Genomic DNA, 12,037 nt, shown 5'->3' with positions numbered 1-12,037 from the left:
CTGGATTATTGAAGAATACTAAGAGAAAAAGTAGTGAACCAAAGAGCCTTCGGGCTCTTTTTTTACCGTTAAAATTGATGGGACATAAATGACCCAAATGTAAGCTTTTGGGTTGGACATGAATGACTCAAAATAGATTGTTGAATTTGATATTTTCGTTAAGTTGTTGAATTTAAAAGAATAAAAATATGGCATAAAGGCTGCAATAGTGAAGGCGACTTTCAACAATAAGTAAAAGTAAGGTTTGAATATGAAAATCAGTGTTAAAGGACTGTTAATCGCTAGCTCATTACTACTTCCTTCAATGGCTATGGCAAGCGACTGCTCTAGCCGTGGTGTGTTAGACGATCGATACTGTGATGAAAACCAAGATTTGGTGGCAGACTCACCAAAGAACCCAGATGAATGGAATGATCCAAGCACACTTGTGTTTACCTACACACCAGTAGAAGACCCAGCGCTATACAAAGATGCGTTTGCCGACTTCCAAGCTCACCTAAGTAAAATCACAGGTAAGCGAGTGATCTACTACACCGTGCACTCGAACTCTGCACAAGTAGAAGCGATGCGTTCTGGTCGTTTGCACGTTGCTGGTTTCTCTACGGGTCCAACTGGTTACGCGGTTAACCTAGCGGGTTACGTTCCAATTGCAGTGAAAGGCGATGAGTCTGGTTTCCAAGGTTACAATCTGATCACCATTGTGCGCAAAGACAGTGGCATCAACACCATGGCTGATCTAAAAGGTAAAAAGGTTGCACACACTTCTGCATCATCAAACTCTGGCAACCTAGCTCCTCGTGCGTTATTCCCAGCTAAAGGGTTAGTGCCAGATGAAGACTACAAAGTGCTGTACTCAGGTAAACACGACCAATCTATCCTAGGTGTCTTCAATGGAGACTATGATGCAGCACCTGTGGCATCTGACGTGTACGATCGTATGGTAGCTGCAGGTCGTGTTGATGATTCTGAGCTTAAGATCATCTACCGCAGCCCACGATTCCCTACGTCTGCTTTCGGTTACGCTTACAACCTAAAACCAGAGCTAGTTGAGAAGATCAACGAAGCCTTCTTCAGCTACCGCTTCACACCAGAGATGAGTGCATCATTCAAAGGTGCAGACCGTTTCTCGCCAATCAGCTATAAGGAAGAGTGGGGCGTAATTCGTGATATCGCTCATGCGACAGGCACGGCTTACACCAAAGCAGGTTTGAAAAAACTGGCTGAAAAAGACGCTGCTAAACGCGCAAAGAAAAAAGCCGCTGAGTTAGCGAAACAAGCAAACAACGGCTAACCCTTAGTTCTCTGAACACTTACCTCAACCAATACTAGTTACTTACTACGATTGGTACCAGTATCTATGCCCTCGCGGGTAGGGCATAGATCATTCTAAAATTCGCACAAGGAAATGCAGTATGGCCGTAGCAAGCTATGACGGAATAAAGATCAACAACCTATTTCATGAATATGTGGCAGGCAAGCCAATCCTTAAAGGCATTAATATTGATATCGACGAGCCTGGTATCATCGCGATTATCGGACCGTCAGGTACCGGTAAAAGTACGCTTCTACGTTGTATTAACCGTCTTAATGACCCTAGCCAAGGGGAGATCATTTTTGATGGTGCCGACCTGACTCAACTAAAAGGCCAAGCACTTCGTAAACAGCGCCGTCATATCGGCATGGTCTTTCAAGAGTACAACTTGGTAGAGCGTTTAACGGTTATCGAAAACGTGTTGAGTGGGCGTTTAGGTTACATGACCGCTTGGAATGCGTGGCGCCGTAACTACTCAGAACAAGACTTAGCAAAAGCGTTTGAGTTACTGGAATTTGTTGGTCTGCAAGATTTTGCAAACCAACGTGCCGACAGCTTATCTGGCGGTCAAAGGCAGCGTGTTGGTATTGCTCGTGCAGTAATGCAAGACCCTTATATCCTTCTTGCTGATGAACCAACCTCATCACTTGACCCGAAAACCGCGGTTGAGATCATGGAGTTGATGGAAACCTTTGCCGAACAGAAAAACATCCCGGTGTTGGTGAATATCCACGATGTGAACTTAGCCAAGCGCTATGCCAAACGTATCATTGGTATGTGTAATGGCAAGGTGCATTACGATGGCAGCCCAGAAGGCATCTCAGAGGAAGATCTGAAAATCATCTACGGAGGTGAGTCATGGCTGGATTAAACCCAAGTTCGTCGCCAAGTCTTTCGCAAGCTAACCGTGAAAACCCGTTTAAAGCGTCGTGGACGAACCGTGCGATCATTGCTGGTGTTATCGCTTATTTGTTCTATAGCTTTTCGACTTTGGGGCTGACGTTTGAGCGTTTGATCATCGGCTTTGGTGAAAGTGAACGATTACTATCTCGAATGTTCCCGCCTGACTTTTCACGTACCAGTTTGTTATTGAGTGGTCTCGCAGAGAGCTTGCAGATTGCGATTATTTCGAGCTTCTTTGGCATTGTGATTTCATTATTCCTTGGTCTACTTGCTGCAAGAAATATGATGCCAGCGATCGTCTCAACGCCGGTCCGTGCTTTTATCGCCTTATGTCGCTCTTTTCATCCAGTGATCATCGCCATCTTATTTGTAAAAGCGGTGGGCTTTGGGGCGCTAGCTGGCATCTTGACCTTAGTGTTTGCGTCGATAGGCTTCATCGCTAAGCTTTTCGCTGAAGCGATTGAAGAGATCTCTTTTAAACCGGTTGAAGCAATTAAAGCGACAGGCGCTAGCTTTGTTAGTGTCATTCTGTATGCCGTGATGCCGCAGGTTTTCACGCGATTTATTGGCTTTGCAAGCTATCAGTTGGATTCTAATCTGCGTAATTCGACTATGGTGGGCATTGTGGGGGCGGGCGGCCTTGGCGGCACACTCTTCTCTGCATTCCAACGTTTCGACTATGATTTCGTTGCCGCTATCTTGCTCACCATTATCGCACTGATTCTTGTCGGTGAATTCCTTTCCAACATTGTTAGGAGAATCTTCTAATGACAACTGCATCTATCGATAGAGAGTGGCAGCGTTTTACACCTAATGAACGTGTGGCTCGATTCGCCGTTTACCTTAGCCTAGTGTGTGCCATTGTTTGGTCTTGGCAGACGGTGGAAGTGATTCCTGAATTTCTTTATGACGCGCCTGCTCAGTTCGCTGATATGTTTCAGCGTATGGTGCCAATGGATTACGCTTTTTACCCACAAACGATCCATGCCGCGATGATTGAAACGTTGCACATCGCGACCTTGGGTACGCTGTTTACTTTGGTGTTCGCGATTCCTTTGGCGTTGTTGAATGCACCAAACATTACTCCCAATAAAGCGTTGAACTGGTTTGCTCAATTTTTCCTTGTGTCTTCACGTTCGGTGAACTCACTGGTATGGGCATTACTGTTTATCGCACTGTTTGGCCCCGGTGTTCTCGCCGGCATCATGGCAATTGCAATTCGCAGTATCGGCTTTGTAGGGAAGCTGTTAGCGGAAGCCATTGCCGAAGTGAACATGGGGCCTATTGAAGCCTTACGCGCAACGGGTGCTTCGTGGATGAGTATCTTGTTGAAAGGGTATTGGCCACAAGTGATGCCAGCGTTCTACTCAATCGTGTTATTCCGTTGGGACATCAACGTTCGTGAATCTGCGGTATTGGGTTTGGTGGGCGCTGGTGGTATTGGCGTGGTGCTTAACGATGCGCAAAACCTTTTTGAATGGCAAAAAGTTTCGATGGTATTAGTGAGTATTTTTGCGGTGGTTATCGTTGCAGAAGCGGTGGTTATCCACATCCGTAACAAACTGATTTAATCGGTGTGTTGTGTTCACTTTGTTTTTTATGACATGTGTTTCGTTTGAAAGTTGAGAGCTTGCCTATCTAGCATTTTAAAGCTCAAACGACCCTAGGTAATTCGGTCTACCTAGCGGTCGTTATTTTATGCGGTGTGTTCTGTATTAAACTGTATTTAACGGAGAGCGAGCGCTTAGAAAATACAGTGTTTAGCAAAATCACCCGCTTCATTCGCCGTCCAGTCACCTTTTGGTTTCTCTTTCATATCTTCACACCAAGCTTCACTGCCAACTTCTGTACAAGCCATTAATTGAGTGGCTAGGAAAAGGATCAACGTGACTTTCTTCATAACAAATATTCCGTTTGGGCTAGATTTCGGATAACTCTATCAAATACTACTGATGATTGTCATAGCTATCAGGGGCCGGCGATATAGATTTGAGCTGAAGTCGCGATTTGGTAACGAGAAGGGATGACGGAGTCTCAAGATCGAAAAAGCCAGCAACATGTGCTGGCTTTGAAATTCTTAATAAGCTTCTTTTATCGGTAAGCTTTGACTACTTGAGGAGTTATACCAGTTTCATCTCTTGGATGATGTCCGAAGCAATCTCTGGCTTGGTACTTGTTGGTTTCTCGTGTAGGTCTGCTTTTAATTGTCCCTTACGGTTACTTAGGCCTGCTTCTAGCTTCTTGATTGCTGAAGAAATAGCTGGGTACATTACGTCATCTGTCGCTTTTGCGTTTACACGCACACCTTCGTAGTTGGTGAACACTTCAACCTGATGTTGACCATGTTCTTTGGTAATGATGATGTCGCAGCTGATCAGTGATGGAAAATGGTTAGATATCTTTTCGAACTTACCTTCGATGTCTTTACGTGAGTCGTCGTTAATTGATACGTGATGTGTTTGAACGTTTATTTTCATAAATCATACCTTTCCAATGACTGTGTCATTTAAACGTAGCAAACATCGGATAGATTAACCAATAGAGAAAGTACACATGTGTGATTGACTTCAGTGTTATCAAATAATCTCTACTTACTCCCTTGAAAGTCCGAATAACTGATCGCATATTATGTTTCGTGTTTTCGAGACATGTTCAAAAATACTCCATCCTTGATGATTTGCTCTAATTATGAGCGTCACTCTAGTGAATATCTCTTCATCGGCTTTATAATTCCGAACTTGTCACTTGGCTAACTTCTTTCGTTTTTGATAAATAAGTTACCACTAGACTCTAATTTATAGACACTCAACAGCCCACTCCATATTGAAACTTGCTTCAAAGCTCCGACAGATCTGAGTAACGCACTAACTATTTATGCATTCGTCACTCAATATCACAATTACCATCAAGGACTGCGGTAGTTTATTGAGATACCTGTTAGTACGGGATACCATAACACCGTCGTTAAATTTGGATCCGTTACCATGAAAATGCCTGTTAAATTGGCTGCTGTTGCAGCTTCACTTTCTTTCGCTTTTAATGCTTTTGCTGCGCCTGTTGAGTTTCAGAAAATTCCAGAGATCATGCAGCAATTTGAAACTGCAGAGCTGTACGTTAAAAAGTCTGTGACGCTAGGCCGTTTGCCTGCTGAATCTGAAATAGGCACTGAATTCCCGACCTACGTTTCTGACGGAAAGGGTGGTTACAGCTTAGAAACCAACAACGTGATGACGGATGATGTAGTTATTGCAAGCATGCCTAAGGCGATTGTTGATGATGTTTTCAACCAATGGTTGGTACCAAAAGAGACGTGGATCAGTAGCTATGGTTCACTGCCAACGTCGACCACTGAGTTCAAGCCGTTTAAGCGAATTAAAACCATCAAAGCGATTAAGATTGATGCTGAAATGCTTGAACTAATGGGCAGCGAAGATGGCAAAACAGCCGTGATTAAAGTGAGTTGGGATGAAAAAGGGATGAAGGTTTATAAGGACGGTTACTTAGCGGATTATGAGTACGGTATTGCCCCTCATGAGATGCAAGAGAACTACGAGCTAGCACCTAAGTAGTTTTATTCCATTTCCGAAAAGCGCTCTGGTTTGCAGGGTGCTTTTTATACCCCCCCACCAAAACATGACTTAACTCACACTTTTCTGACATTTTACTGCTCGTTATGCTAGTATGCGCCGCTTGTCTTTGTAATTGATAAAAAACGCATTACCCAAACAGTCTTTTTCTGTTTATCTGCTTGTAATGACCTCATTCAGTTTGGCCTGACTTGGCCGAACATCTGCATTTTGCTCGGACGCAAAGAGAGTAGTTCTCACTACTTCACTATGTACATTTGAGAGCACCATCTATCAAAGGCCTTTTAGAAACAGCCTAGTTAGCGCGAACTATGTTCTGCGTGAAGGGTTTCGTTTTTCCAAAAATCCCCCTGGCGCCAAGTATTGCTTGGTTGCTGACAAGTAAGGAGTCTATATGACGTCTACGGTATCTACATCCGTACCTACATCTCCAGCTGGTAATACAGCTTCGACAGAGAAAGAAGTAAACCATCCATTTCTTTCTTTGGTCATCATGGTAATCGTTGCAGCAATCGCAACCTACTTTATCCCTGCAGGCGAGTTTGAACGAGTGGTTATGAATGGCCGCACGGTGATCGACCCAGACAGCTATACACTATTAGCAAGCAACCCAACAACATTAGCCTCTTTTTTCGAATCATTTTTTAAAGGCTTCAAATCCGCTTCTGGCGTGATGGGTGTTGTGGTATTTGTTGGTGGTGCTTTCGGTATCATCAAACACATGGGTCTGCTAGACGCATCGGTTGTTGCGCTCACCACTAAGCTTAAGAAACAAGGCTTATATGTGATCGCGCCAGTGATCATGACGGCGATCTTCTTCAACGTGACCTTCACCGGTATGCGTGAACTGGATGTTATTTTCATCTCATTGATGATTCCGATCTGTATCAAGCTTGGATACGATGCGATTACAGCGTTAGGCGTTGTTCTACTGGCAAGTTGTGCAGGTTTTGCTGCGGCGTTGGCAAACCCATTCTTCACGGGTATTGCACATACTATCGCTGAACTGCCTTTGTACTCAGGCATGTGGTATCGCTTTATTGTCGGTATGTTTATGCTGCTGACTGGTGCTTGGTATGTGTTGAATTACGCAAGAAAAGTAAAACAAGATCCAACCAAAGGTTTGTTGCATGGCACAGGCTACCATTACGAATCGAATGTTGAAGCGAAGACTCTAACTCTACGTGAGAAGCTAGCGGGTATCGCGTTCTTGGGTGTGTTCGCGTATATGATCTTCGGCACCCTGACGATGGGCTTTGGTTTTACTGAGATTGCAGGTGCGTTTGTGGCAATGGCGATCATTCCGGGCTTAGTGGCGGGACTGTCTCCAAACAAGGTTTGTGAATATTGGACCAAAGGTGTCAGCGATGTATTGGTCGCTGTATTGATCATCTTCTTTGCGCGTTCGGTGTTGACCATTATGGAAGACGCGAAGATTGTCGACTCGATCATCTACTATCTTGCGCAGATCATTTCAGGCAGTTCTAAGCTTGTTGCTGCGGCGGGTATCTACTTCTCACAAGCGGCGATTAACCTGTTTATTCCGTCGGGTAGTGGTCAAGCGGTGATCACCATGCCAATTATCATTCCATTGGCAGACATTGGCGAAGTGACTCGTCAAGTTGCGGCGTTGGCATCGCAATTGGGTGACGGTATCTCGAATTACATTTATCCAACCAACGGTGGCTTGCTGGCGGTACTAGCGATTGCCAAAGTACCCTATGGCAAGTGGGTACGTTTTTTCTTACCACTGTTCTTGTTCTGGTCGGTAGGCGCTCTGATTTCAGTCGTGATTGCTCAAATGATTGAGTTAGGTCCATTCTAAGGCTCGGGCTTTAGTCGGATAAGTTTTGCTTGAAACAATCCAATAACTATAAAGGCAGCGAATTCGCTGCCTTTTTCGTTTGAGGTGAAGTTAACCGAGATAGAGCATCACTCTTCAAACTGATAAGAGGAGGGGACGACGATGACACCTTGTTTCGAAATGTGGAAACGCTTGGCGTCAGCAAGGCTATCAAGACCAATTTGGGTTCCATCTGGTACTTTCACATTCTTATCTATAATGCAGTTTTGAATGTGGCAATTTTTTCCAATCTCAACATCTTCAAACAGAATACTATCAATCACAATCGCGGCATTGCTGACTTTTACCTTGGGGAAAAAGATAGAGTTTTGCGCTGAACCACCTTCAATCACTACGCCATTTGCGATCATCGAGTTGATGAAAATCCCTTGATTCCCCTCTACCGAAGCGATGGTGCGTGCGGGCGGTAGTTGCGGCTCATAGGTGCGAATCGCCCAATCTGGCTGATACAAATCGATTGGCGAAGTTGGCTTTAACAAATCCATGTTCGATTGATAATAAGAGTCGATCGTACCCACATCTCTCCAGTAAGCATCTTGGGTTACGCGCCCTTCTTCGTCACCAAACTTATACGCGTAAACACTGTTGTTGCCGACTAACTTGGGAATGATGTCTTTACCGAAATCGTGGCTTGAGTCTGGATCTTCTGCGTCTGCCAATAATGCCTGTGTCAGTACTTCTTTATCAAAGATGTAAATTCCCATTGAAGCCATGCTTCGGGTCGGTCTACCGGGTACACACGCGGGGTAACGTGGTTTCTCGGTAAAGTTATTGATTTGTAGAGACTCATCTATCTCCATCACACCAAATTCCTTGGCTTCATCAATCGACACTTCCATGCAGGCTACCGTTAAGTCGGCTTCATTTTGCTTATGTTGCTTGAGCATTGGGGCGTAATCCATGCGATAGATGTGGTCGCCAGATAACACCACTACATGCTTAGCTTCACTGCGAGACAGCAAATATAAGTTTTGATAAATCGCATCAGCCGTACCGCTATACCAGCTATCACCTGTCCGCATTTGCGGGGGAACATTGGTGATGTATTCGCCGAGCTCGGGGTTAAGCACCGACCAACCATCACGTAAGTGTTTCTGCAAAGAGTGAGACTTGTACTGAGTCAGCACCAGAATTTGGCGAAGCCCGGAGTGTAGGCAGTTCGCGAGCGTGAAATCGATGATTCGATATTTGCCACCAAAAGGCACCGCAGGCTTTGCGCGGTTATCGGTTAGGGGAGAAAGCCGAGAGCCAACACCGCCGGCCAGAACGATTGTTAGAGTGTCTTGCATAGTCAGAACCTCAATGTATTTATGATTATGCATATGGTCCTGCAAGCACTGAGCCAAATGTAACTCATTGAATATTAAACAAGGTGGCAGTGAATTTTTCGGGACTGCACCAAATTGATGCGTACGAGGTATTGGCTTGCTCTATTTTGATCCAAAGAGATCCGAGCAAAGTGAAAAGGTAGAGTTAACAAAATGATGCACGGAAAAGTCGCATTACAAAACTGTCAATAAAATGAAGGAATAAAGTGATCGGGTCGATATAAATTTACACAAATAATCATAACCTTTCACAAATTGATTTCCATCAATAAAGTAGGGGTATTCTGTGATAACTTGCACGCAAAATAAGAAATGATTACTCATTCACCAATAAAATGAAGCCCTCAAGGAAATAATAATGAAAAAAACAGTATGTGGTATTGCGGTTATTGCGGCTCTTATGTCGACGAATGTTCTTGCTCATAAAGAAGGTGATTTCATCATCCGTGCAGGTGCAGCAACAGTATCTCCAAACGACAGCAGCGGCGCTGTACTTAATAACCCTGACCTAGAATTCTCAGTTGATTCTGATACTCAGCTTGGCCTGACTTTCGGTTACATGTTCACTGACAACATCAGCTTTGAAGTATTGGCAGCGAGCCCTTTTTCTCACAGTATCTCTGTTAATGGTCTAGGCAAAATTGCCGACACGAAACACCTCCCGCCAACGTTCATGGTTCAATACTACTTTGGTGAAGCGAACAGCGACTTCCGTCCTTACGTAGGTGCAGGCCTTAACTACACAGTGTTCTTTGATGAAGGATTGAATGCTAACGGAAAAAATGCAGGCCTAACGGATGTTTCTTTGGATGACTCTTGGGGACTTGCTGCGAACATAGGTATCGATTACATGATCAATGAAGATTGGTTCCTAAACGCATCGGTTTGGTACGCTGACATCGGTACTACAGCTAAATATTCTGATATTAATGGGAACAACTATTCTACAGACGTTGATATTGACCCATGGGTATTCATGATCGGTGGTGGTTACAACTTCTAACCTACGATTCAGTTTATTAAGGCGCTCAAGCACCAGCCAGCTTGTGCGCCTTTTTTGTGTGCTTGTTAATGAAATGCTCATTCTAACCTTCTGTTGTTATGGGTAAAAGAAACCGATTGTCGTCACCTATTGTTAACAAAAGGGAAAGATAACTGTCATAAGCGGCCTCTATGATCGCGATTCAAATTATGGAGGATATATGAATCGTAAATTTAATAAGCTGACTTTATTACTACCTATCGCAGTAAGCTCGGCTCTAGTTGGTTGTTCTCAATCAACTTCAAAGCCGGCAACATCATCTCAAACATCACTTGATGCTTTTAGCCTTCAATGTCAATCCAGCCAACAGCTAATCGCAAGCGATGCTGAGGTCACCGGGCTTACTCTGGTTGGCAGTTCCATTGCCGACGCTCCGTTTGATACGTCTGCAGCCGAAATCGTCAGCTACGATTCATGTACCGATAAGCTTTATGTGGTTAACGCTCAAGCTCAGAAAGTCGATGTGTTGTCGATGAACGCTGATAGCGCACCGACATCTGAGGGTTCTATCGACCTTCAATCAGCCGCTACAGCTTCGGGTATCAATATCGGAGCTGCGAACAGCGTGTCGACTCATCAAGGATTAGTTGCGGTTGCGATTGAAAATGCGGACAAGCAACAAAATGGCATTATTGCTTTGTATCGCTCAGACACACTAGAGCTTATCACCACTTACACAGCTGGCGCACTGCCAGACATGGTGAGCTTCTCGAAAGACGGTCGCTACATTGCTTCTGCAAATGAAGGTGAGCCGAATGCGGATTACAGCATTGATCCTGAAGGTTCGGTGACATTGGTGGATTTAGCGAATGGGCCGATGCAAGCGAAGGTCACTCAGATTAATTTCAAGGCATTTAACCAAGGTCAGCCTCGTCACCAGGAATTAACCGATAAGGTTCGAATTTCAGCTCCCGATGCGACCGTCGCTCAAGACCTAGAGCCTGAATACCTAACGTTTGCTGACAACGGCAAACTCTACGTTGCCCTGCAAGAGAACAACGCACTAGCAGCGATTGATGTCGCAACGGCAGAGGTGGATGCGATTCTTGGTTTAGGCGGCAAACCTTGGGATAGCGCGCAATTAGATGCGTCGAATAAAGACAAAAATATCGGCAACCTACAAAACTACGCGATGTTAGAAGGACTTTACATGCCAGACAGCATCACTAGCTACAGTGTCGATGGCAACACCTACATCGTGACGGCGAACGAAGGTGACGGCCGCGAGTATGGCATCAAGACGACGCAACAAGTGTGTGACGATAAAGGCTTTGAGTGGGATGGCGATGACTATAAAGGCACCGAAAACTACACCACAGAGAAAGACTTTTGTATCGCTTATGTTGATGAAGTGCGTGGCAAAAAGTTAGATGTTGAGGCTAACCACCCATTGGCTGGTGCATTGAAAGACAATAAGCAACTTGCACGTCTTAAAGTGATCAAGCCACAAGGCACGCTTGCTGCTGACCAAAAGGTTCAAGCATTCGGTAGCCGCTCTTTCTCTATTTGGGATAAGTCTGGCGAGCTAGTGTTTGATAGCGGTGATGATTTCGCTCGAATCGTTCTTGATCAAGATCCTGCAAACTTCAACAGCACCAATGATAACAACCAAAGTGGTGACGATCGCAGCGATGATAAAGGGGTAGAACCTGAAGCTATCGAAGTGGCTGAGATTAACGGTAAGCACTATGCCTTTATCGGCCTTGAGCGCCAAGGTGGCATCATGGTTTACGATGTAACACAGCCTAAGAACGCAAGTTTTATCAGCTACTTGAACAACCGAGACTTTACACAACCAGTGTGCACTAAGGTTGATGAAGACGGTGATTGCGACAACGATACTTACAACTTTAAAGCGGGTGACCTAGGTCCAGAGTCAATTAAGTATTTCACTCGTTTTGGTAACCACTTTATTGCGGTTGGCAATGAAGTGAGTGGTAGCACATCAGTTTACCGCGTTGAGTTCTAACCTGGCTTATTACTTGGTATTTGATTGAATCC

The 12,037-nt window shown here is 44.6% G+C and carries 11 protein-coding genes; 8 read left to right on the top strand and 3 right to left on the bottom strand.

Annotated elements, in window-relative coordinates; translation table 11 throughout:
* Positions 1-250 precede the first annotated feature (250 nt).
* The 4 genes from phnD (at position 251) to phnE (F0232_RS19715) (ending at position 3,786) form a co-directional block, all read left to right on the top strand.
* On the top strand, positions 251-1,291 hold the full coding sequence (gene phnD, locus F0232_RS19730) for a phosphate/phosphite/phosphonate ABC transporter substrate-binding protein (RefSeq protein ID WP_102425933.1): 1,041 nt from the start codon (positions 251-253) through the stop codon (positions 1,289-1,291).
* A gap of 121 nt (positions 1,292-1,412) precedes the next feature.
* Positions 1,413-2,183 (top strand): phosphonate ABC transporter ATP-binding protein, encoded by a 771-nt coding sequence (phnC, locus tag F0232_RS19725; RefSeq protein WP_105057925.1) that lies wholly within the window; start codon positions 1,413-1,415, stop codon positions 2,181-2,183.
* Entirely contained in the window at positions 2,171-2,983 is an 813-nt protein-coding gene (gene phnE, locus F0232_RS19720) for a phosphonate ABC transporter, permease protein PhnE (RefSeq protein WP_061033843.1), read from the top strand. Before phnC ends, phnE (F0232_RS19720) begins: the two co-directional genes overlap by 13 nt.
* Positions 2,983-3,786, top strand: a complete 804-nt coding sequence (gene phnE, locus F0232_RS19715) for a phosphonate ABC transporter, permease protein PhnE (protein ID WP_008216584.1) — start codon at positions 2,983-2,985, stop codon at positions 3,784-3,786. The genes phnE (F0232_RS19720) and phnE (F0232_RS19715) overlap by 1 nt, the downstream gene beginning before the upstream one ends.
* 173 nt (positions 3,787-3,959) lie before the next feature.
* On the opposite strand, the gene F0232_RS19710 is transcribed toward phnE (F0232_RS19715), so the two are convergent.
* Both F0232_RS19710 and raiA read right to left on the bottom strand, forming a co-directional pair.
* Complete coding sequence (locus tag F0232_RS19710; protein ID WP_081090369.1) at positions 3,960-4,115, bottom strand: DUF3012 domain-containing protein; 156 nt, start codon at positions 4,113-4,115, stop codon at positions 3,960-3,962.
* 220 nt (positions 4,116-4,335) lie between these two features.
* Positions 4,336-4,692: a ribosome-associated translation inhibitor RaiA gene (raiA, locus tag F0232_RS19705; protein ID WP_008216582.1), complete on the bottom strand. Its 357-nt coding sequence runs from the start codon at positions 4,690-4,692 to the stop codon at positions 4,336-4,338.
* 507 nt (positions 4,693-5,199) lie between these two features.
* Between raiA and F0232_RS19700 the strand changes: the two genes are divergently transcribed.
* Together F0232_RS19700 and F0232_RS19695 are read left to right on the top strand one after the other, a co-directional pair.
* Positions 5,200-5,784 carry a hypothetical protein gene (locus tag F0232_RS19700; protein WP_061033842.1) on the top strand — a complete coding sequence of 195 codons (585 nt, stop codon included), beginning with the start codon at positions 5,200-5,202 and terminating at the stop codon, positions 5,782-5,784.
* A 412-nt stretch (positions 5,785-6,196) separates the two neighbouring features.
* Positions 6,197-7,627, top strand: a complete 1,431-nt coding sequence (locus F0232_RS19695) for a YfcC family protein (RefSeq protein WP_105057926.1) — start codon at positions 6,197-6,199, stop codon at positions 7,625-7,627.
* Positions 7,628-7,734: 107 nt separating this feature from the next.
* Here the strand turns inward: F0232_RS19695 and glgC are convergent, their stop codons facing one another.
* Complete coding sequence (glgC, locus tag F0232_RS19690; protein ID WP_032498134.1) at positions 7,735-8,955, bottom strand: glucose-1-phosphate adenylyltransferase; 1,221 nt, start codon at positions 8,953-8,955, stop codon at positions 7,735-7,737.
* A 397-nt stretch (positions 8,956-9,352) separates the two neighbouring features.
* Here glgC and ompW point away from each other — a divergent pair, with 397 nt between their 5' ends.
* A complete protein-coding gene (gene ompW / locus F0232_RS19685; RefSeq protein ID WP_060981098.1) occupies positions 9,353-9,997 on the top strand; it encodes an outer membrane protein OmpW in 645 nt (214 codons plus the stop codon).
* Positions 9,998-10,196: 199 nt separating this feature from the next.
* Positions 10,197-12,005, top strand: a complete 1,809-nt coding sequence (locus tag F0232_RS19680; RefSeq protein ID WP_105057927.1) for a choice-of-anchor I family protein — start codon at positions 10,197-10,199, stop codon at positions 12,003-12,005.
* Positions 12,006-12,037: the final 32 nt, after the last annotated feature.

Source organism: Vibrio sp. T3Y01 (genome assembly GCF_013114525.1).
GTDB classification, from domain to species: domain Bacteria; phylum Pseudomonadota; class Gammaproteobacteria; order Enterobacterales; family Vibrionaceae; genus Vibrio; species Vibrio chagasii_B.
This window is presented reverse-complemented; position numbering and strand designations above follow the sequence as displayed.

Bases quoted from the DNA above. Each gene is read 5' to 3' on its own strand.
- F0232_RS19700 (WP_061033842.1), top strand. From the start codon at position 5,200: ATGAAAATGCCTGTTAAATTGGCTGCTGTTGCAGCTTCACTTTCTTTC.
- phnD (WP_102425933.1), top strand. From the start codon at position 251: ATGAAAATCAGTGTTAAAGGACTGTTAATCGCTAGCTCATTACTACTT.
- glgC (WP_032498134.1), bottom strand. From the start codon at position 8,955: ATGCAAGACACTCTAACAATCGTTCTGGCCGGCGGTGTTGGCTCTCGG.
- raiA (WP_008216582.1), bottom strand. From the start codon at position 4,692: ATGAAAATAAACGTTCAAACACATCACGTATCAATTAACGACGACTCA.
- phnE (WP_008216584.1), top strand. From the start codon at position 2,983: ATGACAACTGCATCTATCGATAGAGAGTGGCAGCGTTTTACACCTAAT.
- ompW (WP_060981098.1), top strand. From the start codon at position 9,353: ATGAAAAAAACAGTATGTGGTATTGCGGTTATTGCGGCTCTTATGTCG.
- phnC (WP_105057925.1), top strand. From the start codon at position 1,413: ATGGCCGTAGCAAGCTATGACGGAATAAAGATCAACAACCTATTTCAT.
- F0232_RS19710 (WP_081090369.1), bottom strand. From the start codon at position 4,115: ATGAAGAAAGTCACGTTGATCCTTTTCCTAGCCACTCAATTAATGGCT.
- F0232_RS19695 (WP_105057926.1), top strand. From the start codon at position 6,197: ATGACGTCTACGGTATCTACATCCGTACCTACATCTCCAGCTGGTAAT.
- phnE (WP_061033843.1), top strand. From the start codon at position 2,171: ATGGCTGGATTAAACCCAAGTTCGTCGCCAAGTCTTTCGCAAGCTAAC.
- F0232_RS19680 (WP_105057927.1), top strand. From the start codon at position 10,197: ATGAATCGTAAATTTAATAAGCTGACTTTATTACTACCTATCGCAGTA.